The organism is Rhizobium sp. KDH_Rht_773_N, from assembly GCF_052946295.1.
Genome location: NZ_CM129525.1, coordinates 2,655,304 through 2,677,920 on the forward strand (window position 1 = coordinate 2,655,304; position 22,617 = coordinate 2,677,920).

A 22,617-nucleotide genomic window follows, 5' to 3' on the forward strand; every position below is an offset into this window, starting at 1 on the left:
TTTTCATTGGTGGCTCTATCGGTGTTGGGCGAGCCAGACCGTGTGGTTGCCGCAGGCCGGGTCTTCGGCTTTGTGAGCGACAACTGCAAAACCGTGATCCTGCAGCAGGGCACGGTATTCGTCCGCGCCGAGGCTGCTGTGATAAAGCGGCTCGCCGACGAAGACGCCCATGGCTTCACCATGGGCCGGACCGCTGGTGAACATCAGCGCGGTTCCCGGCTTCGAATGGGCACGGAACAACGGGAACATGCGCCGCTGATCTTCCGCTGTCAGATGGAAGAAGTTGTCCCAGGCAATCAGCCCATCGAAACTTCTGCCAGACGAGAGGCGGCGCATGTCTGCGACCTGCCAGCTGGCATTCGGGAAACGCGTTCGGCACATGTCGATCAGGCTGGGTGAGGAATCGATGCCGGTCAGCGCATAGCCGCTTTCGATGAAATGGCGCGCGAGGGGCTCGCCGGACCCGCAGCCGATATCGAGAATCGCGCCGCCCTGCGGGATCAGTGCGGTGAAGCGATCCAGCCAGCTGCGCTCAAAAAGCGTCTTGCCGCGGCTGGCATCCCAGATTTTGGCATGCCGCTCGTAGAGCTCGGCAATGTTATCGGCGGCCTGGCTGCTGGTGTTCTGCATATGCTGATCCGACATTGAAAATATTGGCCTTCTTAAGCGGTCCGCGGCTCAAAGACCATGCGTGTGATGCGGTTTGCCTCTCTTTCCGCTCTCTTTGTCTGCTGTCGTGAAATTAGCGTCCCTTTTATTTGTCCGGTTGCCGATCTTGGAAGTCAAAACGGGAGGGGCGCGCGCATTTACTTTTCTGAAACATGTTCTGCCGCGAATATGCGAATTACTTCTTATGGTTAAGCAGCTTTTAACGTTTCCGATTCATTATCCATAAAAAGCGTATCCGTTTTGGCGGCCACTGCGCGCCGACGCAACCGACTGGGGTGAATCCATGAAACGAACTTTGTCCGGTATTTTCGCCGCGCTGCTGGTCGCGTCGAATGCATATTCTGCCGATCTTGCTCCGGTCGAGCCCGTGCCGGAACAGCCGCCGGAAGTCGCCGTCAGCGAAGCCACCGGTTGGTATCTGCGCGGCGATGTCGGCTATGCCTTTACCGACCTGCGCGGCGCGAAGTTCTTCCAGGGCAGCAATGCTCTCGAAGCCGATTTCGACAGTGCGGATCTGGACGATACCTGGACCCTCGGCGGCGGTGTCGGCTATCAGATCAACAGCTATCTGCGCACCGATTTGACCTTCGACTATCTCGCCAAGTCTGACTTCCACGGTTCGACAACGGGCGGCGGCGCTGCCTTCGGTGCCTGCGTTGTCGCATGTACTTCGCGCGACGTATCTTCGATGACGGCCTACACGCTTCTCGCCAACGCCTATGTCGATCTCGGCACCTATGCCTACTTCACGCCTTACGTCGGCGCCGGTATCGGTGGTTCCTACGTCAAGTGGAAGGACCTCCGCAACGTCGCCTGCGCCGATGACGGCAGCGGTTGCGATGACGAGGTCGTCCATGGCGGTCGCGGCGGCTGGCGGTTCAGCTACGCCCTCATGGCCGGCGCTTCGATCGACGTGACCTGCAACGTCAAGGCCGATGTCGGCTACCGTTACCTGCATATCGATGGCGGCAACATGTTCGGCTACAACGAAAACGGCGGTCCGGGCCGCGACCGTGGCGTCAATGTCCACGAAGCTCGCGTCGGCGCCCGCTACCTGTTCGGCGGATGCGCACAGCCGGTCGCCTACGAGCCGCCGGAAATTCCGCTGCAGCAGCCGGTCTATAAGTAAGCCCATAGTTTCAAGGATAATCGAAAGCCGCCCGTAGAGGGCGGCTTTTTGTTTTGGCGGGTGATCCTTGAGGCCACTGCCAGGATGCCCCCGCGCCGAAGAGGCGGGCGCGGATCTGCGCTGGTCCATGAACCAGCGGGGCCTGACTGAAAACGTGATCGCCGCTGCGGCAAAATAGCTTCCAGAAACGACATCACCCGCTTGACTATGACGGGCTTCGCCCATAAACACGGCGGCGGGACACTCCTCCCCAACGAGGAGCCATCTATCTGGAAGGGTAGCAATATGGCAAATACCGCAAAGCCGGACGTGCGTCCGCAAAACACCCATTTTTCTTCTGGCCCCTGCGCGAAACGTCCTGGTTGGACGCTCGAGGCTCTTTCCGATGCGGCCCTTGGCCGTTCGCACCGTGCGAAAGTCGGCAAGGCCAAGCTGAAGCAGGCGATCGATCTTACCCGCGAAATCCTGGAAGTGCCTGCGGATTACCGCATCGGCATCGTGCCGGCTTCCGATACCGGCGCTGTCGAGATGGCGCTGTGGTCGCTGCTCGGCGAGCGCGGCGTCGATATGGTCGCCTGGGAAAGCTTCGGCGCAGGCTGGGTCACTGACGTCGTCAAGCAGCTGAAGCTCAAGGACGTTCGCAAGATCGAAGCCGGCTACGGCGAGCTTCCGGACCTTTCCACCGTCGATTTCGACCGTGACGTGGTCTTCACCTGGAACGGCACGACCTCGGGCGTGCGCGTTCCCAATGCCGATTTCATCCCTGCCAACCGCAAGGGCCTGACGATCTGCGATGCAACCTCTGCCGCCTTCGCGCAGAACCTCGATTTCGCCAAGCTCGATGTCGTCACCTTCTCCTGGCAGAAGGTTCTGGGCGGCGAAGGTGCGCATGGCATCCTCATCCTGTCGCCGCGTGCCGTCGAGCGGCTGGTTTCCTACCAGCCGGCCTGGCCGCTGCCGAAGATCTTCCGCCTGACGTCGGGCGGAAAGCTGATCGAGGGCATCTTCCAGGGCGAGACGATCAACACGCCGTCGATGCTTTGCGTCGAGGACTATATCGATGCGCTTCTCTGGGCCAAGCAGCTCGGCGGGCTCAAGGCGCTGATCGGTCGCGCCGATGCCAATGCCAAGGTGATTGCCGATTTCGTCGCTGCAAACGACTGGATCGCCAACCTCGCCGTCAAGCCGGAGATCGAATCCAACACGTCGATCTGCCTGAAGATCGTCGACAAGGACGTTGCAGCTCTCGATGCCGATGGCCAGGCGAATTTTGCCAAGGGCCTCGTCGCTCTCCTCGAAAAGGAAGGCGTTGCCTTTGATATCGGCGCTTATCGCGACGCGCCGTCCGGCCTGCGCATCTGGGCAGGTGCGACGATCGAGGCCGCCGACATGCAGAAGCTGATGCCCTGGCTGTCCTGGGCCTTCGCAACGCAGAAGGCTGCGCTTTCCCAGGCTGCTGCCTGATGTGATCGCATCCGGCTCCGCCTGATGGCGGAGCCTCGCATTCCCTATTCAAGTTTATCGCTGAACTCTTTGAAGGAGGCCCGCATGGCACCTCGCGTTCTCGTATCCGACGAACTGTCGGAAACCGCCGTCCAGATCTTCCGCGATCGCGGCGTCGAAGTCGATTTCCAGCCGCAGCTCGGCAAGGACAAGGACAAGCTGTTCGAAGTCATCGGCAATTATGACGGCCTTGCCATCCGTTCTGCCACCAAGGTGACGGAAAAGATCATCGAAGCCGCCAAGAATCTCAAGGTCGTCGGCCGCGCCGGTATCGGCGTCGACAATGTCGATATCCCGGCCGCCTCGCGTCGCGGTATCATCGTCATGAACACGCCCTTCGGCAACTCGATCACGACAGCCGAACATGCGATTGCCCTGATGTTTGCCGTTGCCCGCCAGCTTCCGGCAGCCGATCTCTCCACGCAGGCCGGCAAGTGGGAAAAGTCGAAATTCATGGGTGTCGAAATCACCGGCAAGACGCTGGGCGTCATCGGCGCCGGCAATATCGGCTCCATCGTGTGCGCCCGCGCCATCGGCCTGAAGATGCATGTCGTTGCCTATGACCCGTTCCTTTCCAAGGAGCGCGCCGAGGAGATGGGCGTCACCAAGGTCGAGCTCGACGAGCTGCTCGCCCTGGCCGATTTCATCACGCTGCATGTGCCGATGACGGACAAGACGCGCGGTATCCTGAACAGGGAAGCACTTGCCAAGACCAAGCCCGGCGTTCGCATCATCAATTGCGCCCGCGGCGGTCTCGTCGATGAGGCCGCCCTTGCCGATGCCATCAAGTCCGGCCATGTTGCCGGTGCGGCTTTCGACGTGTTTGAAGTCGAGCCTGCCAAGGAAAGCCCGCTCTTCGGCCTGCCGAACGTCGTCTGCACGCCGCATCTGGGCGCATCGACCACGGAAGCGCAGGAGAACGTCGCCCTGCAGGTTGCCGAGCAGATGGCCGATTACCTCGTCAAGGGTGCGGTTTCGAACGCCATCAACATGCCGTCGATCACGGCGGAGGAAGCGCCGATCCTGAAGCCGTTCATCAAGCTCGCCGATGTTCTCGGCGCCTTCGTCGGCCAGGTCACGGAAGAGCCGATCAAGGAAATCGAAATCCTTTATGACGGCGTTACCGCCAGCATGAATACGAGGGCGCTGACCTCGGCGGTTCTTGCCGGCCTGATCCGCTCGCAGGTCGCCGACGTCAACATGGTTTCGGCACCGATCATGATCAAGGAAAAGGGCATCATCCTCTCCGAGGTCAAGCGCGACAAGTCGGGTGTCTTCGACGGTTATATCAAGCTGACGGTGACGACGGAATCCATGACGCGCTCGGTCGCCGGAACGGTCTTCTCCGACGGCAAGCCGCGTTTCATCCAGATCAAGGGCATCAACCTCGACGCCGATGTCGGCAGCCATATGATCTATATCGCCAATACCGACGTTCCCGGCATGGTCGGCTTTATCGGCACGACGCTTGGCGCGGCCGGCGTCAATATCGCCAACTTCCAGCTCGGCCGTGACAAGCAGGGCGGCGACGCCATCGCTCTGCTCTATGTGGACGCAGCCGTGGACGATGTCGTTCTGGGCAAGCTGACGGCCCATCCGGCGATCCGGCAGGCAAAGCCGCTGACCTTCAACGTCGATTGAGTTTTCCTCCCAAGGAAAGACATGAAAAACCGGCCCGGTCTCCGTGCCGGTTTTTTATTTGGTCCAGCTGCACCGTCCGTGGGCCGTGATCAGTGGCGGGTCGTATCCGTGTCGTGATGCAGGAAACTGTCTCTGCTCGCATCGAAAACCCTGAAGAATTCGTCCCAGGAGATATTCTCGACAGAGGTTTCCTGCCTGCCGAATTCGACTCCGACCAGGCCGCTTTTCATCCGGGCGGGATGGCCGCCGCGTGCTTCGATCCATTTCCGGATCTTGTCGTGGTTTGTCATTGCGGAGGTGCCCATCGTTGCCTCCCTGCAGATGGGTTGTATTTTCAGCTGGAAATAACTCTTTGGAAATGAATTGGTTCCACCTGACAATCAGCTATGTGTTCGAACCTTGGGGTGGCGGTCGGCAGAGTGTTCAACCGTGCCGCGAATTGGCTGAATTTTGAAACGTCCGCTGCTTATTTTACAGGCGGCCGCCCAAAGTTTGGGCCTCTTATGATTGTGATTTTATTTAGCTTTCTCGGCTATACCACTTTCCATATTGGTTTCAGTTCCGCGTGAATTTCTCAATGGCCTCGTTTCAGACGATATCCGGGCAGCCCGAAGCCCTTGTCGACGATTTCCGTTCGCTGTTTGCGACGCATCCTTCCCCGATGTGGGTCTACGATCCCGATACGCTACGCTTCCTGATCGTCAACGATGCGGCGCTCACGCTCTACGGCTACAGCCCGCAGGACTATCAGCGCATGACCGTGCTCGATATCCGCCCGGCTGCCGAGCGGGAGCGGATGCTCAGCGCCGTTCATGATCGTTCCGACATGGAGAAGGCCGAGCGCTGGACGCATCTGAAGGCCAATGGCGAGACCATCGAAGTTCTGACATACGGACGGGAAGTGCGTTTCGAAGGAAGGAATGCCATCCTGGCGATCGTGCAGGACCGGACCGAGGTGAATGCCGCACAGCGCCAGATCACCGATACGCGTTCCCTGCTCGACAGCATCGTCGATAACCTGCCGGTCGGCGTCTTCGTGAAGGATATGGGCGAGGATGGCCGCTATATTCTGCTGAACGAGGCCTGTGGCGAGATCATGGGCTTTGATGCCGGCGACGTGGTTGGAAGGACGGACCGGGACTTCTTCCCGCTCGAGCAGACCGCGATCTTCCGTAAACAGGATCAGGAGGCATTCGCCACCGGTGCGACGATCAGCTTCGAGGAAACGATGGAGCGGGCTGACGGCGGCAAGCGGATCCTGCGCACTGTCAAGCGTGCCCTGCCAGCGCCCGAGGGCAAGGAGCCGCGCTATCTGCTGGGTATCTCCCACGACGTAACGGAAGAGCGCGCGGTGGAGGCAAAACTTGCGCATCTTGCCATGCACGACTCGCTCACGCGCCTGCCGAACCGCGCCGCCTTTTCCAAGCATATCCGCAAGCAGGCCATCACTGCTTCCGTCGAAAAGCCGGTAGCGCTGCTCTATATCGACGTCGATCATTTCAAGACAATCAACGACAGCAAGGGCCATGCCGCCGGCGATGCGCTTCTCTGCCAGGTGGCGGAGCGTTTGCTGGCTCTTGCCGACGAGGGCGATCTCGTGGCGCGTCTCGGCGGCGATGAATTCGCCGTCGTGCTGCAGCTCGTCGAACCCGACCGGGCCGAGCGTTTTGCCGATCTGCTGCTCAAATCGCTTGCCAGGGCTTTTGATCTCGATGGCACGCGAGAGCATGTCACCTGCAGTATCGGCATTGCGCTGGCACCTGTCGATGCCGGCGAAGCGGAGGTGCTGATGCGCCATGCCGACCTTGCGCTCTATGCCGCCAAGGAAAGCGGCCGCTCGACCTACCGGTTCTACGAGCCGGCGATGCGGCTCGAGGCCGAACGCCGGCACCATCTGACCGGCGAATTGCGCGATGCGCTCGAACATGGCCAGTTCGAGCTTTATTACCAGCCGATCATCCAGCTCGATGATGATGGCATCGGCGGTTTCGAGGCGCTGATCCGCTGGCGGCATCCGCTGCGCGGTCTTGTGCCGCCGATGGAATTCATTCCGCTGGCGGAAGAAACGGGGCTGATCGTTCCGATCGGCGACTGGGTGTTGCGGGAGGCCTGCCGTGCGGCCGCTTCCTGGCCGGGCCATGTGAAGATCGCGGTCAATCTTTCCGTCAGCCAGTTCCGCCATGCGAGCCTGCTTTCCAGCGTTGTCTCGGCACTCGACGAGGCGGGTCTGCGCCCCGAGCGGCTGGAAATCGAAATCACCGAATCCGTCTTTTTGACCGATGTGGCGCAAAGCCTGCCGCTGCTGCGGGCGCTGAAGGAACTCGGGGTGCGCATTGCCATCGACGATTTTGGCACGGGCTATTCCTCGCTCAGCTATCTGCGTGCCTTCGCTTTCGACAAGATCAAGCTCGACCGCAGCTTCGTGTCCGGCATCGAGACGGACCCCGGCAACCTTGCCATCGTGCGGGCCGTGGCCGGCATCGGCTCCGGTTTCAACGCGGTGACGCTCGCCGAGGGCATCGAGACCGAGGAGCAGCTGCAGAAGCTGCGGGCGGAAGGCTTTGGCGAAGTGCAGGGATTTCTGCTCGGCAAGCCCATGCCGCAGCATGAGGCGGAAGCATTGATCTACGGTCGCCAGCAGAAGAAGGCGTCAGCCTGAAATCATCGCATCGAAAGCATCGGCTGCCTTGCTGCGATAGCGCTCCTCATGGCGCAGCAGGAAGAAGGGCCGGGGCAGGGGCGGCATATTCACCTCGGCCAAAAGACCGGTTTCCAGCTTCATGGCAATGACGCTGCGCGACATCAGCGTCGCGCCGATTCCGGCTTCGACGACGCCGACGAGCGGCTCGTTCTCCGGCAGCACCATCGCCACGTCGAGCGCTTCGATATCAAGGCCGGCCTTGTGCAGAAGGCTTTCGAAGGCAAGGCGGGTGCCGGAGCCCCGTTCGCGCAGAACCCATTGCGTCTGGGGGAAATCAGCCGGACCGCGCGCCTTGCCATCCGCCCAGGGGTGGCTGGGGGCAACGACGACGATCATCTCGTCCATTGCCACCTGCCTTGCCGAAACGCCGCGCCGGTCATTCGGCCACTCGATGAGGCCCACCTCCACCTCGCCGTTGGCAACGGCGTTCGACACTTCGGCCGTATTGCCGATGCGAACGGCGAGTTCGATCCCCGGATAGTTCCGCCGGAACGCCGCGAGCCGCGACGAGAGCCAATAACCGCCGATCGTCTGGCTTGCCATCAGCGAGAGTTCGCCATGCATGAGGCCGGAGAGATCCATCAGCGCAGCCTCAGCCGCCTTTGCGCTGGCAAGTACGGCCTGGGCTTCCTTCAGAAACAGCTGGCCGGTCCGGTTGAGCACGATCGAGCGGCCGACGCGATCGAAGAGGGTAACGCCGTGGCGGGTCTCCAGCGCGGTAATTGCCGCGCTGACGGCTGATTGGGTCATGTTCAGGTGGTCGGACGCCTTGGTAATGTGCTGCCGCGCCGCCACCTCAGCGAATATTCTCAGCTGTTCCAGTGTCATGCCGGCCTCCAGAAATCATTCGATTTTATCGAACGAAATTACAAATATAAATCGTTGGAATCGATTATTTAGCAGAGATAGGAAAACGGTCAACGAAAGGAATTCGTCATGACCGCTCTCCAATTTTCTCCCTCCGTGCCGACCGTTCGCCCGCGGGCGCGGGCTCTGCGCCATTTCACGCCGAACTGGTTTGCAACGACGATGGGAACCGGCATCCTTGCCGTCTGCCTCGGGCAGTTCCCCGCTTCGCCGGCGCTGCACGCGGCAGGCGAGGCGCTGTGGCTTGCGAATATCGGCTTGTTTGCGGTGCTGACCTGCCTGTATGCCGCAAAGTGGGTGCTGCATCCCGGCGTTGCGCTCAGGGCTTTTGACCATCCCGTCGTCTCGATGTTCTTCGGGTGCATTCCCATGGGGCTTGCCACCATCGTCAACGGCCTGCTGATCTTCGGCCCGGATTTGTTCGGCAGTGCAGCTGTTCCTGCCGCCGCGCAATTGTGGTGGCTGGATTCGGCGCTGGCGGTCGTGGCGGGGCTTGCCGTTCCGCTGGTCATGTTCACGCGACAGCAGCATGCCATCGAGCATATGAGCGCCGTGTGGCTTCTGCCGGTCGTGGCCTCCGAGGTCGCCGCTGCCAGCGGCGCGCTGCTGCTGCCGCATCTTGCCGGAGGCGCGCAGCTTCCTGTGCTCTTTGCGAGCTTCGTGTTCTGGTCCTGTTCGGTGCCGCTGGCGCTCGGTATTCTCGTCATCCTCTTCCTGCGCATGGCCTTGCACAAGCTGCCGCCGGCCAGCATGGCAGCGACGAGCTTCCTGGCGCTCGGTCCCATCGGCACTGGGGCACTGGGTCTTGTCCTGTTTTCCGTCAATGGCCGGCAGGCTCTTGCAGCCGGTGGCCTCGATGCGCTGGCCCCGGCAATTTCCGGTGCGGCTCTGCTGGGCGCGGTCCTGTTGTGGGGTTACGGTCTCTGGTGGCTTGGCCTGGCGGTCGCTATCACCGTCAACCAGTTGCGGCAGGGGCTGCCCTTCAATCTCGGCTGGTGGGGTTATACTTTCCCGATCGGCGTCTATGCCGTTGTGACGCTGCGGCTTGCCGGTATCTTCCCGCTGCCGGCGCTCACGCTATTCGGGGAGGCTCTGGTCGCCGTGCTCGCCGCAATCTGGATCGTCGTTGCCATCCGCACGAGTTGCGGCGCCTATAACGGATCGCTCTTCGTCGATCCCAGCCTGGAGAACTGAAGGACCGGCCTGCACACTGGCTTCAATCATTCGTTATTTTGATAATGCCGGTCGGTATTGCATACTTCCGGCGGGCTGGAAAAGGAGGATGCACATGAAACGCTACACGCTTTCGATGATCGGGCTGGCGATCGTGACTGCCATCATCGCCAATCCGGGCATCGCGCTTGCCTGCAACAAACTGATCGGCACCTGAGCCAGCAACATCCACCTCTTTGTTTCAAGGCGCAGCTTCGGTTGCGCCTTTTTTGGTGCTCCCTTTTCGCAGGTCGCGGCGCGGCCTGAATGTGATCGTATGGCGGCTTCCGGGTGCCTGGCGACCAAACGCACTATCGTGTTGGCGCGGCGGCCTCGCCTTCGACCGGGGTCGTGGCAATCGGCGACTGGGCATCACCTGAAGCGACGGCCGCAGGCAGGGGCACATGGCGCTTGCGCTCGCGGATCAAGGTCAACAGGCCCGAGCAGATGATGAGCACGATACCCAAGGCCATCGGCAGATCGACGCTGTCGTTGAAGAAGAGGTAGCCGAAAGCGATCGCCCAGATCATCTGGCTGTATTGCGGCGTTGCGACGAGCGTTGCCGGGGCAAGCCGCGCGGCGGTCATCAGCATCACGTTGCCCGCTGCACCGAGCAGGCCGTAGCTTGCAAGGAACAGCCATTGCTGCGGCGTCGGCGCAACCATCTGCGACAGCATGAGAAGGCCGCTGACGATCAGGGTGCCGAGCAGCGAGGCGCCATAAAGCGAAAGGCGCTTCTCGGCCGGGCCGAGCTTGCGCAGGATGACGATGGCGACGGCAGCCGCGATCGCACCGATGGTCGCCGCCAGATGGCCGACGGACAATTCGCGGAAACCGGGCCTTAAAACCACGAGCACTCCGAGGAAACCGACGATGACGGCTGCCCAGCGCTGCCAGCGCACATCCTCCTTCAGGAAGATCACCGAGAGAATGGTAACGAAGGACGGCAGCAAGAAGAGCAGGCAGAAGGCTTCCGCCATCGGCAATTTGGTGAAGGTGATGATCGAGGCGATTGCGCCGGTTGCGCCGGCCGCGAAGCGCACCAGCCAGAGCGGCCGGTTCGTCGTTCTGAAAATATCCAGCCAGGAATCGCCCGGTCCCTTGATGAACGGCAGGGCGGCAAGGCTGAGGATCGCACCCGTGAACGCGACCTGGAAGGAGGGAACCGTGCCGTGTAGGGCCTTGATGGATGCATCGCTGAAGGCAAAGACGGCATAGGCCGCAAATGCGACGAGGACGCCACGAAGCGTGGTGGAGGCGGCTGTCATTTATCCGAATCTTTTAGAAGGTGGGTTGTTTCATCTATGGGATGAAATGCGGCCTATCAAAGGTCGATTGCGAATAGCTGCAATGCGTGACCCGCGCATGACGTTGCCGGAAAGGCCGGAACGCCGGGCCTTGCGCGGAGACGCAATAGTTTCTATATCCGTCGCCCATGCAAGCTGGCGGCCGATCCCGCCGGAAATACAGGAAATCCGCCATATTTCGCGATCAGGAAGGCGGATCGAAACAGCACAGAATTTGGCAGCACTCGTGAACACACTGGATTTTGACAAGCAGCCGGAAGACACCCGTGTCGTCGTCGCCATGTCTGGCGGCGTTGACAGCTCCGTCGTGGCCGGGCTTCTCAAACGCCAGGGATATGATGTGCTCGGCATCACGCTGCAGCTTTACGATCATGGCGCGGCCGTTCATCGGGCCGGTTCCTGCTGCGCGGGCCAGGATATCGACGATGCGCGCCGTGTCTGCGAAACGCTCGGCATTCCGCATTACGTGCTCGATTACGAGAAGCGGTTCCGTGAAACCGTCATCAATCCGTTTGCGGAAAGTTATGTCGCCGGCGAGACGCCGATCCCCTGCGTTGCCTGCAACCAGACGGTCAAGTTCGCCGATCTTCTGGCGACGGCAAAGGAGCTTGGCGCCGATGCGCTGGCAACCGGCCACTATATCCGTTCGCGCCCCAATCCGTCTTCCGGCAATCCCGGCCGCCGCGCGCTCTATCGCCCGGCCGATGCCGACCGCGACCAGAGCTATTTCCTTTTTGCCACGACACAGGAGCAGATCGATTATCTGCGCTTCCCGCTCGGTGGTCTGCCGAAGTCGGAGACCCGCCGGCTGGCCGAGGAGATGGGCCTCGTCGTCGCCAAGAAGGCCGACAGCCAGGACATCTGCTTCGTGCCGCAGGGCAAATATTCCGATATCATCACCAAGCTGAAGCCGAATTCGGCTCTGGCCGGCGATATCGTGCATCTCGACGGCCGCATCCTCGGCCAGCACGAGGGCATCCTGCATTACACGATCGGCCAGCGGCGCGGCATCGGCATTGCGACCGGCGAGCCGCTTTATGTCGTCTATCTCGACGCTCGCTCGCGCCGCGTCATCGTCGGCCCCAAGGAGGCGCTGGAGACGCACCGCGTCTATCTGCGCGACGTCAACTGGCTTGGCGACGAGCCGCTTCAGGTCGCAGCCTCGGGCGAGGGTTTTGCCTGCTACGCCAAGGTCCGCTCCACCCGCGCGCCGGCGCCTGCCGTGCTGCATGCCGATGCGAGCGGCATCTATGTCGACCTGACGGTGGGCGAAGCGGGTATTGCGCCCGGCCAGGCCTGCGCGCTCTACTCGGCTCCCGGCGACGACGCCCGCGTCTTCGGCGGCGGCTTCATCGAGCGGTCCGAGCGCGAGCCGGCAGCGGAAGCCTCCCTGAAGGCGCTGCTTTCCACTCACGCCATGGCCTGAAAGGGCGAAAAACGGTGCTGCGGAAAGCCCACCGTTTTTCTCCATCATGTGCTTGACACAAAGCGGAAGCGCACCTTATAAGCCGCACATCCCACGAACCGGAAGCGCTTCGCGAACGGTGTCGTTTGACCAGTGGCGGAGTAGCTCAGTAGGTCAGAGCAGAGGAATCATAATCCTTGTGTCGGGGGTTCAAATCCCTCCTCCGCTACCATTTCTCCGAAAAGTGAATCAGTAAGTGCGCACCACCCGTGCAGGCGGTATATTTTTGCTGCAGGACGCTTTGCTATCCGGGGACCCCACGATGAAATACGCCGTTGTCGCAGCGCTTCTTCTTGCCGCCGGCTGCAGCACGACGACGCAGGACCAGCCGGTCCCGGGCAGCCTGACCTATGGCGGCAAGGTTATTCACTCGCCTTACAAGCCCGGCACGGTGATAAAGCACACTTTCCTCGGTGAATTCGGTTATCGGCAGTTCGAGCGTTATGTCGTGCAACCCGACGGAACGCTGAAGCTTGCCTCCCGCATCGAAAGCCAGGATTTCCTCTGGGATTGAGCGCGGCCCCAAGATTGACCTGCGTCAAGGCGCGGGATTACGATTGCGGCTGAATTCCTTCCATCTGAATTCAGTCAGCAGAACGGATCTCCCATGTACAATCGCATATTGCTGCCCACCGACGGTTCGGACCTTGCCGCCCGGGGTGTCGACCACGGTCTTGCGCTTGCCGGGGCGCTCAACCTTCCGGTGACGGTCGTCAGCGTCATCGTGCCGCTGACCGGCTTTGCGTTGCAGGGGGTCGTGCAGGCCGAGGCGATCGACAGCTATAACGAGGGCCGCCGCAAAGAGATCGAGGATCTGGAAAAGATCATCGGCGAGAAGGCCAGGAATGCCGGGGTTGTCGCCGACTTCGTCAGCAAGGTAAATCTTTCGCCGGCGGCAGCCATTCTGGAAACGGCTGCGGAACGGGGCTGCGGCCTGATCGTCATCTCCTCGCACGGCCGCCGCGGGATCTCGCGGCTCATGCTTGGCAGCCAGACCTCCGAGGTCCTTTCCGAGGCTGGCATCCCGGTTCTGGTGGTAAAATAACCGGCTCAGTTTTCCGCCAGCGCGGCAAGGGGCATTCCGCGCTCGGCAGCATGATCGGCCACCTTTGCCGGAGGCGCGCCATTTTCCCTTTCGACGCGGTCGGTTTCGTTGCGGCTGCTTGCCTCCGGCGTCATGTAGAAGGCAAGCATCTCCTCCAGTCGGGAGGCGGTCAGGTTGGCTGCAAAACCCTTCATGGCTTTCCTCGGCGGTGTTTCCGGTCGGGGAATTCATAACCCAGGTCCCGGCAAATCCGGAACGTGGGTGGCAAGGTTGTCACCAACTTTCGAAGATCGTCATCTAGTGGCCGATGCGTTCGAGGCAGAATTCGATGAAGGCATTGACCTTGGCCGGCACATGATGCCGGGAGGGGTGGATGGCATAGAGCGGAAAGGTCTCGCCCGGCCAATCGGGATAGAGTTCGACAAGGCGCCCCTCGGCCAGAAGATCCTTGACGCTGAGCGCGAGCACCTGGGCGATGCCGGCGCCTGCAAGGCAGGCGTCCAGCATGGTGCCGGGGTCGCTCATCAGAAGCGGCCCGCGCGCGCTAAGCGACACGATCTTCCTGCCTCTGTGCAATTCCCATTCGAACGTCCGTCCGGTCAGCGGATCCCGGAACTGGATGCAGGAGTGGCCGGCAATATCGGCAGGTGTCTTCGGCGTGCCGTGTTCGGCGAGATAGGCCGGCGCTGCGACCGTCAGGACGCGGGTTTTCATCAGCTTGCGGGCGATGCGCGAGGAACTCGGCTGCTGGCCGAAGCGGATGGCAATATCGATGCCGTCGGCGACGAGATCGCTCATCAGGTCGCGGGTTATCAATTCGAGTTCCAGCCCCGGATAGCGGATCATGAATTGCTTGAGATGCGGTGCGAGGACCATGCGGGAAAAGATCGGATCGACATCGACGCGCAGGCGGCCACGGACGGTCTGCGAAGCGCCTGACGCGAGCATCGCGGCTTCCTCGATGCCGTCGAGATGCGGTGCGACCTGCCGGTAGAAGCGGGCGCCTTCATCCGTCAGCCGCACCGAACGCGTGGTGCGGTCGAGCAGGCGTACGCCGACACGTGCCTCCAGCCGCGATACGGCCCGGCTGACGCCGGAGGCTGAAAGACCGAGCGCGTCGGCCGCCTTGACGAAGCTGCCGCTTTCGACCACGGCGGCAAGCGTGCTGACACCGGAAAGCAGGCGGCCGTCGAATGCCATGGATTACTCCTGATCTAATGTCATGGATGATGCTGACGAAATGCGACCTGGTCAAGAAAGCGGATGGTTGTCGCTTTGCGGATAGATCCGAAAAACCGCTTCAATGGAACATCTTGCCGCCAATTTTGTTTCTCCGTTACAGATTGGAGGATCAAGCGATGACCCAATATGGTGACGACAAGAACCGAATTGTGGATGAGAATACAGGCATGCCGCTCGGGCAGGCATCCTACCAGGAGGAAAAGACGCTCGCCGATGAGCGGCGCAGCGTCTCGGTCTGGGGCATGCTGGCAGCCGGCATTCTGGTCATTCTGATCGCTGCGGCAAGCTTTGCCATCTGGCCGGGCACGAGCAACGAACCGGCTTCGACCGCGTCCACGACTTCGGACCCGATCAATGCCCAGCCCTCGGGCCAGGGCACGCTCGACAACAATCCGGCAACCGGCTCGATCAAGCCGCCGGCAGCGGCAGAGCCGGCGCCTGCCGGCGGCGCCAGCGGCCCGACGGGCGCGCCCGCGCCGAGCGCACAATAACATCGTGATCCTGCATCACGGCTGGGGAAGGGCCGCGCGGCTTCCACGCGGCCCTTTTCGTTTCGTCTGCCTTCGGCTCAGGGCGCCGGCCATTTCCAGGCGCGCACTTCAGGCATGTCCTCGCCATATTCGCGGACATAGGCATGATGTTCGACGAGCTTGGCCTTCAGGCTCTCCAGCACTTCAGGCACTTTTTCCTTCAGGCCGGGAACCCGTTCGATCGCCTCGATGGCGAGGTGGAAGCGGTCGAGTTCGTTGAGCACCGTCATGTCGAAAGGCGTGGTGGTCGTGCCTTCCTCGATGAAGCCGCGCACGTGGATGTTGCGATGGTTGGTGCGCTTATAGGTCAGCCGGTGGATGAGGTAGGGATAGCCGTGATAGGCGAAAACGACCGGCCTTTCCGTGGTGAAGATCGCATCGAAATTCTCGTCCGTCAGGCCGTGCGGATGCTGGTCCTTCGATTGCAGGGCGAGCAGGTCGACCACGTTGACCGTGCGGATCTTCAGTTGCGGAATATGCCGGTGCAGAAGATCGACCGCGGCGAGCGTCTCCATGGTCGGCACGTCGCCGGCGCAGGCCATGACGATATCGGGCGCCACCGTGTCGTCCTCATGACTTGCCCAATGCCAGATGCCGATGCCGGCCTCGCAATGTCTTACCGCCTCGTCCATCGTCAGCCATTGCGGCTCCGGCTGCTTGCCGGCAACGATGACGTTGATGCGGTCATAGGTCTTCAGGCAATGGTCGCCGACCCATAGCAGCGTATTGGCATCCGGCGGCAGGTAGATGCGCACGATATCGGCCTTCTTGTTGGCGACGAGATCGACGAAACCGGGGTCCTGATGCGAGAAGCCGTTGTGATCCTGCCGCCAGACATGTGAGGTCAGCAGATAGTTCAGCGAGGAAATCGGCTTCCTCCATTCCAGTTCGCGCGTGACCTTCAGCCATTTGGCGTGCTGGTTGAACATGGAATCGATGATGTGGATGAAGGCCTCGTAGCAGGAAAACAGGCCGTGCCTGCCCGTCAGCAGGTAGCCCTCCAGCCATCCCTGGCACAGATGTTCGCTCAGCACCTCCATGACCCGCCCGTCGCCGGAGAGGCTGACGTCATAGGGTTCGATCCTTTCCATCCAGACGCGGTCGGTCACTTCGAAGACGCTGCCGAGACGGTTCGATTCCGTTTCGTCGGGGCCGAAGATGCGGAAGTTGGCGTTGGCCGCGTTGAGCGTCAGCGTGTCGCGCAGGTAGCGGCCGAGGATTTCGGTGGATTGCACCATGGCATCGCCGCGCTTCTCGATCTTCACCTCATAGGCGCGGATATCGGGTGTCATCAGTTCCTTGCGCAGCAGACCGCCATTGGCGTGCGGATTGGCACCCATGCGGCGCTTGCCTGCGGGCGCGAGTGCGCGCAGTTCCGGCTTCAGTTTGCCGGAGGCGTCGAAAAGCTCTTCGGGACCGTAGCTGCGCATCCAGTCCTCGAGGATTTTTCTGTGCCCGTCGTCATCGCGGCAATTGGAAACCGGCACCTGATGGGCGCGCCAGAAACCTTCGACCTTCTTGCCGTCCACCTCCTTCGGTCCGGTCCAGCCCTTGGGGCTGCGCAGCACGATCATCGGCCAGCGCGGGCAGGCCTGCGGCGCCTTGCCGTCGCGCGCCTCTTTCTGGATGGCGCGAATGCGGTCGAAGACCGTTTCGAAGGTCGCCGCCATCTGCTGGTGCATCTTTGCCGGTTCGTGGCCCTCGACGAAAAAGGGCTCGTAACCGTAGCCTTCGAACAGGTGCGTCAGATCTTCGTCGCTGGCACGGCCGAGGACGGTCGGATTGGCGATCTTGTAGCCGTTCAGGTGCAGGATCGGCAGAACGGCGCCGTCGCGGGCGGGGTTCAGGAACTTGTTGGAATGCCAGCTTGCGGCAAGCGGGCCGGTTTCGGCCTCGCCGTCACCGATGACGCAGGCGACGACGAGATCGGGATTGTCGAAGGCTGCGCCATAGGCATGGACAAGCGCATAGCCGAGTTCGCCGCCCTCGTGGATGGAGCCGGGCGTTTCCGGCGCGGCATGGCTCGGGATGCCGCCCGGAAAGGAGAACTGGCGGAACAGCTTGCGCATGCCCTCTTCGGTCTCGGCAATATCGGGATAGATCTCGCTGTAGATGCCTTCGAGATAGGTGTTGGCGACCATGCCGGGGCCGCCGTGACCGGGGCCGCACATATAGATGATGTCGAGATCGCGGGCGCGGATGACACGGTTCAGATGCGCATAGATGAAGTTGAGGCCCGGCGTCGTGCCCCAATGGCCAAGCAGACGGGGCTTGATATGGTCCGGCATCAGCGGCTGGCGCAGCAGCGGATTGGACAGGAGATAGATCTGGCCGACCGAAAGATAGTTGGCTGCCCGCCAGTAGCGGTCGATAAGCATAAGTTCGGCGTCGGAAAGAATTGCTGGAGTCGAGACATGCTTTTCCATGGATTTCTCCCGTTTAAACTTGTTCAACGTCAATTCTAGCTGATGGTACCGGCACGCATTTGATCTGGATCAGCCAGGGCCAAGAATAGAAAGCGCCTCCTGAGCGATGATCTGTTCCTCGTCGGTAGCAATGACATGTGCCGTTATGCGGCTTGCGGGGGTCGTGATGGTGAAGCCGTTGGCGGCATTCGCCCTTTCGTCGATCGTAAGACCGAGCCAGCTCAGGTGCTGCAGGACCGCTGCCCGGATCTGCGGCTGGTGTTCGCCGATGCCGGCCGTGAAGACGATGGCGTCGAGCCCGCCGAGCGTCACCGACATGCGGCCGATCTCGCCGGCAATGCGCAGCGTGAAGAGGTCGAGCGCCTCGCGGGCTTGCGGGCTGCCGTCCTCGAGAAGATCGCGACTGTCGGCATTGATGCCGGAAACTCCAAGCAGACCGGAGCGATGGTAGAGCATGTCTTCCACCTGATCGACGGATTGCTTCTTTTGCTGCTGCAGGTGCAGGATCACGCCCGGATCGAGCCAGCCGGGTCGCGTGGCCATCGGAATGCCGTCAAGCGTCGAAAAGCCCATGCTGCAATCGCGACTGGCGCCTTTCTCCAAAGCGCAGAGGCTTGCGCCGCTGCCGAGATGGGCAGCGACGATTTTAGGTTTGCTCGACAGTCTCCGACTGACTTCACCGGCGATGAACTTGTAGGAGAGGCCATGAAAGCCATAGCGCTTGATGCCCTCGTCATGGAGCGCGCGAGGGATGGCGAAGCGGCGCACGAGATCGGTCTGAGTGGCGTGAAAGGCGGTATCGAAGGAGGCCGTCTGGGTCAGATGCGGCTTCAGGTGCTTCAGTGCGCGGATGAAGCGGAGCGCCTGCGGCTGATGAAGGGGGGCAAGCGGCGTCAGCGCATCGATGGCATCGATTGCGGCGTCATCGAGCACTGTCGCTTCGATGAAACGGTCGCCGCCATGAACGACGCGATGGCCGGCAGCGCGGACGGCGCCGATATCGAAATGCTGCGAAAGCAACGCAAAGGTTTCGTCGATAACAGCGTGCAGATCGTCGGTGAGCTCGGCCTCGAGCGGCGTGTCGAAGGTCTTCGGGCCTTCCGTAATGCTGAAGGTGAGGGGCTCGGCGCGGAAGTCGATCATGCCCTTTCCGATACGCCGCACCTTTGCATCCTCGATTGCAAAGATGCCGATCTTCACCGTCGAGGAGCCGGTGTTGAAGGTCAGGAGAAGGTCGGTCGACGGCATTTGCTTGATGCTCCCCGGCAAGCGTGACGATGAACGAACTTAGCGTCGTCGCGCCGGGTGGAAAGCCTCTTCCGCAAACGCCGGGCAATTTTTGGTTGTCGATTTCGGCCCGTGGACGATGCGCACTCAAGGGAGGGCGCACGTGGGCCGCGTCATGAGAGCTTCACGCTAGGGATTTATTAACAAATGGCAATTTTGCAAATGGAACAAGGAACTATGCCATGGCTGACATTGCCCCAAGCCAAGGCGACGTTTCCCATCCGCTGCAGCATTCGAACTCCACCCGGCAAGTGGTTCCTGCCGGTGTTCGGGCTCGTTGTGATCTGCGGCCTTGGATATGTTGCCTATGCCCTCGCCCGTGATCTGACTGCCGCAATTGCCGTTCCCTGGATACTTCTCGGCCTTGCGCTGCTGATCGCGCTCGGCTTCGAGTTCGTCAACGGTTTCCACGATACGGCCAATGCCGTGGCAACCGTCATCTACACCCGCTCCATGCCGGCGGAATTTGCCGTCATCTGGTCGGGCTTCTTCAACTTCCTCGGCGTTTTGACGTCGACAGGCGCCGTCGCCTTCGGCATCCTGGCGCTGCTGCCGGTCGAGCTCATCCTGCAGGTCGGCTCCGGCTCCGGTCTTGCCATGGTCTTTGCACTGCTGATCGCGGCGATCATCTGGAACCTCGGCACCTGGTATCTCGGCCTGCCGTCCTCAAGTTCGCACACGCTGGTCGGCTCCATCATCGGCGTCGGTCTCGCCAACCAGTTCCTGGCGCCGGCCGGCACTGCCACCAGTGGCGTGGACTGGTCGCAGGCCACCAGCATCGGCCTGTCGCTGTTGATCTCGCCAGTCATCGGCTTCGGCCTTTCCGCCATTCTGCTGGTGGTCCTGAAATTCCTCGTGCGCAAGCCCGAACTCTATCAGGAGCCGAAGGGCAACCAGCCGCCGCCGCTGTGGATCCGCGCCATCCTGATCTTCACCTGCACCGGCGTCAGCTTCGCTCACGGCTCGAATGACGGTCAGAAGGGCATGGGTCTCATCATGCTGATCCTTATCGGTCTTGTGCCGACCGCCTTCGCGCTCAACCGCACGCCCGACGTCAACTATCTCGAAGCCTACAAGTCGGCCTCCGCGCAGGTCGAAACGGCGCTCGGCAAATATGTGAAACCGGGCGTGACCGTCACCGATTACAAGGCTGCGGTCGGCAATGCGGTCAAGAACAGGGTCTGGACGGATGCGACCACGCCGGCGCTGCAGCAATATATCCACCAGACGAGCGCCGAGGTTGCCGCCTTCCCGACGCTGGAGGCCGTTCCGACCAATCTCGTCAGCAACATCCGCAACGATATCTATCTGATCGGCGAGGCGCTGAAGCTCATCGACAAGCAGAAGCTGCTGCCGATGGATGCCAATGACCTGAAGGCGGTCACGGCCTATCACGCCTCGGTCGACAATGCGACGAAGTTCATTCCGCTCTGGGTCAAGGTTGCCGTAGCATTGGCCCTCGGCCTCGGCACCATGGTCGGCTGGAGGCGCATCGTCGTCACCGTTGGCGAGAAGATCGGCAAGACGCACCTGACCTACGGGCAGGGCGCTGCGGCGGAAGTGGTTGCCATGGTGACGATCGCCTCGGCAGACCATCTCGGCCTGCCGGTTTCAACCACGCATGTGCTGTCGTCGGGTGTCGCCGGCACGATGGCGGCGAACGGTTCGGGCCTGCAATGGTCCACCGTGCGCAACATGATCATGGCCTGGGTGCTGACGCTGCCGGCCTCGATTGCGATCGCCTTCCTGCTGTTCGTGATCCTGCGGCAGGTTTTCTGAGGTCGGTTAAGCTGTAGAGGCCAGATTGGCATTCTGGCTTTTGATGAAGGTGCCCGCTTCCGCGGCGGGCATCGCCTTGCCGAAGAGATAGCCCTGGCCGATATCGCAGCCGAGTTGCAGCAGATAGGCGAGCTGGGCATGTTCCTCCACGCCTTCCGCCGTCGTCTTGATATTGAGGCTTCTTCCGAGAGCGAGCATGGCGCGGACGATCTTTTCCTGTTTCTCGTCTTCCCGGCAGGTGGCGATGAAACTCTTGTCGATCTTGATCTTGTCGAAGCGATAGCGGGCGAGCTGGGCAAGGCTCGAATAGCCCGTGCCGAAATCGTCGAGCGCGATCTGCACGCCTGCCGCGTGCAGTTCATCGAGAATATGGGCGGCGATCACCGGATCCTGGATCAGCGCGTTTTCGGTGATTTCAACTTCCAGCCGCCAGGCTGGCAGGCGGCTTGCCGCGAGCACTTTGAGGATGCGCGAGGCAAGGAGCTTGTCTTCCATCTGCACGGGCGACACGTTGAAGGAAAGCCTGACGTCGTCTGGCCAGGCGCGCGCATCGCTGCAGGCCTGGGCGAGGAGGTCTTCAAACAGTTCGGTAATCATGCCGGTCTCTTCGGCAATGCCGATGAAGACCGGGGGCGGAATGTTCATGCCGTCTTCGTCCGTCCACCGGGCCAGCGCTTCGAAGCCGCAAAGCCTGCCGCTCCTGAGATCGATCAGCGGCTGATAATTGGTTCTGATGGCCTTGTTCTGGATGGCACCGCGCAGCTTGGTCTCCAGCGATGCGCGTTCCGTCACCCTGTCCTGCATGGATGGTTCGAAGACCAGCTGATGGTTGGGGCCGCGCGATTTCGCCTCGTACATGGCAAGGTCGGCGCGGTGGGCGGCATCGTCCAGCGGCTCTGCGCCTTCGCTCCAGCGGTCGTAGCCCACGCTGGCGCCGACCTCGACGGCGAAACCGTCGATCAGGATGGGCCGCGTAACCGCCTGGATCAGCACCTTGGCAAACCATTCCTCGCGCGCGGCTGTGAGACCAAGGGCGATGATGATGAACTCGTCCCCGCCGAAGCGGTAGACGCAATCGGCATTGCCGAGCGCGCAGATGCGCTTGGCCACTTCCACCAGCAGCACGTCGCCGCCCTTGTGACCGACGAGGTCGTTGACTTTCTTGAAGCCGTCGAGATCCACGGAAAATATCGTGACGTTGCCCTTGGCTTCGTCGGGAATAGTGCCGTCCTTGTCAGCGGGCCTCGGCAGTATCTTGCGTTCGAAGGCGTAGCGGTTCGGAAGCTTCGTCAGGTGGTCGTGGGTAGCGGTCCAGTCGGCGCGTGCCTGGGCGGCATCGCGAAGCTGCATTTCCTTGCGAAGGTCGGCGATACGCAGCACGGAATAGATGAAACTCATGGCACCGGCAATGCCGAGGGCGAGCACAAACTTGTCGGCGCCGTAATTCTCGAAGCGGCTCATGAAGGTGACGAGCCAGCTATCGACATCCAGCAGGGCGCCCGAAATCCACAGCGCCGCACCGAGCGCCACGATCGTCAGACATTGCCTTCCCGCCCTGCTTTTGAAGAACTCCAGCATCGACTTCTCCATCTCCACCCGCGGCGGAAATATCATCAAATTCTGAAATGTTTATTGAAACCTGAAGGCGAATTGTCGGGGCCATGCCAGCAGGCGGCAGCAGGTTTGGCGGGGACGGGCTTGCATTCGATACCCGGAAAAACGTTTCCCGACAGGTGACGGGGCGTTGAATTTCACCGGCGATTGGAAACCTTTCGCCGGCTCCCGCTTTATGGCTTGGCAACGGACGCAGCCAG

At 61.4% G+C, this 22,617-nt stretch carries 18 protein-coding genes, 1 tRNA gene and 1 pseudogene; 11 read left to right on the forward strand and 9 right to left on the reverse strand.

Going from position 1 to position 22,617, the window contains the following annotated elements:
* Positions 1-15 precede the first annotated feature (15 nt).
* Entirely contained in the window at positions 16-630 is a 615-nt protein-coding gene (locus tag ACU8HS_RS13215; protein WP_447014530.1) for a class I SAM-dependent DNA methyltransferase, read from the reverse strand.
* 322 nt (positions 631-952) lie between these two features.
* On the opposite strand from ACU8HS_RS13215, the gene ACU8HS_RS13220 reads away from it, so the two are divergent.
* The 3 genes from ACU8HS_RS13220 to serA all read left to right on the forward strand — a co-directional run bounded on the left by ACU8HS_RS13220 (position 953) and on the right by serA (position 4,942).
* Positions 953-1,798 (forward strand): outer membrane protein, encoded by an 846-nt coding sequence (locus ACU8HS_RS13220; RefSeq protein WP_112703644.1) that lies wholly within the window; start codon positions 953-955, stop codon positions 1,796-1,798.
* 285 nt (positions 1,799-2,083) lie between these two features.
* Complete coding sequence (locus tag ACU8HS_RS13225; RefSeq protein WP_113412977.1) at positions 2,084-3,262, forward strand: phosphoserine transaminase; 1,179 nt, start codon at positions 2,084-2,086, stop codon at positions 3,260-3,262.
* An 84-nt stretch (positions 3,263-3,346) separates the two neighbouring features.
* Positions 3,347-4,942 (forward strand): phosphoglycerate dehydrogenase, encoded by a 1,596-nt coding sequence (gene serA, locus ACU8HS_RS13230; RefSeq protein WP_112753241.1) that lies wholly within the window; start codon positions 3,347-3,349, stop codon positions 4,940-4,942.
* A gap of 89 nt (positions 4,943-5,031) precedes the next feature.
* On the opposite strand, the gene ACU8HS_RS13235 is transcribed toward serA, so the two are convergent.
* On the reverse strand, positions 5,032-5,247 hold the full coding sequence (locus tag ACU8HS_RS13235) for a hypothetical protein (protein ID WP_113412978.1): 216 nt from the start codon (positions 5,245-5,247) through the stop codon (positions 5,032-5,034).
* A 272-nt stretch (positions 5,248-5,519) separates the two neighbouring features.
* Here ACU8HS_RS13235 and ACU8HS_RS13240 point away from each other — a divergent pair, with 272 nt between their 5' ends.
* A complete protein-coding gene (locus tag ACU8HS_RS13240; RefSeq protein ID WP_447014531.1) occupies positions 5,520-7,601 on the forward strand; it encodes a putative bifunctional diguanylate cyclase/phosphodiesterase in 2,082 nt (693 codons plus the stop codon).
* Here the strand turns inward: ACU8HS_RS13240 and ACU8HS_RS13245 are convergent.
* Complete coding sequence (locus tag ACU8HS_RS13245; protein WP_113412980.1) at positions 7,593-8,471, reverse strand: LysR family transcriptional regulator; 879 nt, start codon at positions 8,469-8,471, stop codon at positions 7,593-7,595. The genes ACU8HS_RS13240 and ACU8HS_RS13245 overlap by 9 nt on opposite strands.
* A 108-nt stretch (positions 8,472-8,579) precedes the next feature.
* On the opposite strand from ACU8HS_RS13245, the gene ACU8HS_RS13250 reads away from it, so the two are divergent.
* Positions 8,580-9,704 (forward strand): TDT family transporter, encoded by a 1,125-nt coding sequence (locus ACU8HS_RS13250; RefSeq protein WP_447014532.1) that lies wholly within the window; start codon positions 8,580-8,582, stop codon positions 9,702-9,704.
* A 329-nt stretch (positions 9,705-10,033) separates the two neighbouring features.
* Here the strand turns inward: ACU8HS_RS13250 and ACU8HS_RS13255 are convergent, their stop codons facing one another.
* Positions 10,034-10,990 carry a DMT family transporter gene (locus ACU8HS_RS13255; protein WP_112703640.1) on the reverse strand — a complete coding sequence of 319 codons (957 nt, stop codon included), beginning with the start codon at positions 10,988-10,990 and terminating at the stop codon, positions 10,034-10,036.
* A 265-nt stretch (positions 10,991-11,255) separates the two neighbouring features.
* On the opposite strand from ACU8HS_RS13255, the gene mnmA reads away from it, so the two are divergent.
* The 4 genes from mnmA (at position 11,256) to ACU8HS_RS13275 (ending at position 13,539) form a co-directional block, all read left to right on the forward strand.
* Complete coding sequence (gene mnmA / locus ACU8HS_RS13260) at positions 11,256-12,455, forward strand: tRNA 2-thiouridine(34) synthase MnmA (protein WP_112564009.1); 1,200 nt, start codon at positions 11,256-11,258, stop codon at positions 12,453-12,455.
* 134 nt (positions 12,456-12,589) lie between these two features.
* A tRNA-Met gene (locus tag ACU8HS_RS13265) sits at positions 12,590-12,666 on the forward strand.
* A 90-nt stretch (positions 12,667-12,756) separates the two neighbouring features.
* Positions 12,757-13,008 (forward strand): hypothetical protein, encoded by a 252-nt coding sequence (locus ACU8HS_RS13270; RefSeq protein WP_112564011.1) that lies wholly within the window; start codon positions 12,757-12,759, stop codon positions 13,006-13,008.
* A 93-nt stretch (positions 13,009-13,101) separates the two neighbouring features.
* The gene (locus tag ACU8HS_RS13275) at positions 13,102-13,539 is read left to right on the forward strand and encodes a universal stress protein (RefSeq protein ID WP_447014533.1); all 438 of its coding nucleotides are present in this window, start codon (positions 13,102-13,104) and stop codon (positions 13,537-13,539) included.
* 5 nt (positions 13,540-13,544) lie between these two features.
* Here ACU8HS_RS13275 and ACU8HS_RS13280 read toward each other — a convergent pair whose 3' ends face one another.
* Positions 13,545-13,733 (reverse strand): hypothetical protein, encoded by a 189-nt coding sequence (locus ACU8HS_RS13280; protein ID WP_377311051.1) that lies wholly within the window; start codon positions 13,731-13,733, stop codon positions 13,545-13,547.
* Positions 13,734-13,836: 103 nt separating this feature from the next.
* Entirely contained in the window at positions 13,837-14,739 is a 903-nt protein-coding gene (locus ACU8HS_RS13285; RefSeq protein WP_447014534.1) for a LysR family transcriptional regulator, read from the reverse strand.
* A gap of 158 nt (positions 14,740-14,897) precedes the next feature.
* Here ACU8HS_RS13285 and ACU8HS_RS13290 point away from each other — a divergent pair, with 158 nt between their 5' ends.
* Positions 14,898-15,272, forward strand: a complete 375-nt coding sequence (locus ACU8HS_RS13290; protein WP_447014535.1) for a hypothetical protein — start codon at positions 14,898-14,900, stop codon at positions 15,270-15,272.
* A gap of 77 nt (positions 15,273-15,349) precedes the next feature.
* Here ACU8HS_RS13290 and ACU8HS_RS13295 read toward each other — a convergent pair whose 3' ends face one another.
* Entirely contained in the window at positions 15,350-17,737 is a 2,388-nt protein-coding gene (locus ACU8HS_RS13295; RefSeq protein ID WP_447014536.1) for a phosphoketolase family protein, read from the reverse strand.
* A gap of 69 nt (positions 17,738-17,806) precedes the next feature.
* On the reverse strand, positions 17,807-18,985 hold the full coding sequence (locus tag ACU8HS_RS13300; protein WP_447014537.1) for an acetate/propionate family kinase: 1,179 nt from the start codon (positions 18,983-18,985) through the stop codon (positions 17,807-17,809).
* 221 nt (positions 18,986-19,206) lie between these two features.
* On the opposite strand from ACU8HS_RS13300, the pseudogene ACU8HS_RS13305 reads away from it, so the two are divergent.
* Positions 19,207-20,803, forward strand: a pseudogene (locus ACU8HS_RS13305) (inorganic phosphate transporter).
* Positions 20,804-20,809: 6 nt separating this feature from the next.
* On the opposite strand, the gene ACU8HS_RS13310 reads toward ACU8HS_RS13305, so the two are convergent.
* Positions 20,810-22,381 (reverse strand): putative bifunctional diguanylate cyclase/phosphodiesterase, encoded by a 1,572-nt coding sequence (locus ACU8HS_RS13310; RefSeq protein ID WP_447014538.1) that lies wholly within the window; start codon positions 22,379-22,381, stop codon positions 20,810-20,812.
* Positions 22,382-22,617 lie beyond the last annotated feature (236 nt).

Coding starts and splice junctions, on each gene's coding strand:
- ACU8HS_RS13215 (WP_447014530.1), bottom strand. CDS start 630: ATGCAGAACACCAGCAGCCAGGCCGCCGATAACATTGCCGAGCTCTAC.
- ACU8HS_RS13220 (WP_112703644.1), top strand. CDS start 953: ATGAAACGAACTTTGTCCGGTATTTTCGCCGCGCTGCTGGTCGCGTCG.
- ACU8HS_RS13225 (WP_113412977.1), top strand. CDS start 2,084: ATGGCAAATACCGCAAAGCCGGACGTGCGTCCGCAAAACACCCATTTT.
- serA (WP_112753241.1), top strand. CDS start 3,347: ATGGCACCTCGCGTTCTCGTATCCGACGAACTGTCGGAAACCGCCGTC.
- ACU8HS_RS13235 (WP_113412978.1), bottom strand. CDS start 5,247: ATGGGCACCTCCGCAATGACAAACCACGACAAGATCCGGAAATGGATC.
- ACU8HS_RS13240 (WP_447014531.1), top strand. CDS start 5,520: ATGGCCTCGTTTCAGACGATATCCGGGCAGCCCGAAGCCCTTGTCGAC.
- ACU8HS_RS13245 (WP_113412980.1), bottom strand. CDS start 8,471: ATGACACTGGAACAGCTGAGAATATTCGCTGAGGTGGCGGCGCGGCAG.
- ACU8HS_RS13250 (WP_447014532.1), top strand. CDS start 8,580: ATGACCGCTCTCCAATTTTCTCCCTCCGTGCCGACCGTTCGCCCGCGG.
- ACU8HS_RS13255 (WP_112703640.1), bottom strand. CDS start 10,990: ATGACAGCCGCCTCCACCACGCTTCGTGGCGTCCTCGTCGCATTTGCG.
- ACU8HS_RS13270 (WP_112564011.1), top strand. CDS start 12,757: ATGAAATACGCCGTTGTCGCAGCGCTTCTTCTTGCCGCCGGCTGCAGC.
- ACU8HS_RS13275 (WP_447014533.1), top strand. CDS start 13,102: ATGTACAATCGCATATTGCTGCCCACCGACGGTTCGGACCTTGCCGCC.
- ACU8HS_RS13280 (WP_377311051.1), bottom strand. CDS start 13,733: ATGAAGGGTTTTGCAGCCAACCTGACCGCCTCCCGACTGGAGGAGATG.
- ACU8HS_RS13285 (WP_447014534.1), bottom strand. CDS start 14,739: ATGGCATTCGACGGCCGCCTGCTTTCCGGTGTCAGCACGCTTGCCGCC.
- ACU8HS_RS13290 (WP_447014535.1), top strand. CDS start 14,898: ATGACCCAATATGGTGACGACAAGAACCGAATTGTGGATGAGAATACA.
- ACU8HS_RS13295 (WP_447014536.1), bottom strand. CDS start 17,737: ATGGAAAAGCATGTCTCGACTCCAGCAATTCTTTCCGACGCCGAACTT.
- ACU8HS_RS13300 (WP_447014537.1), bottom strand. CDS start 18,985: ATGCCGTCGACCGACCTTCTCCTGACCTTCAACACCGGCTCCTCGACG.
- ACU8HS_RS13310 (WP_447014538.1), bottom strand. CDS start 22,381: ATGCTGGAGTTCTTCAAAAGCAGGGCGGGAAGGCAATGTCTGACGATC.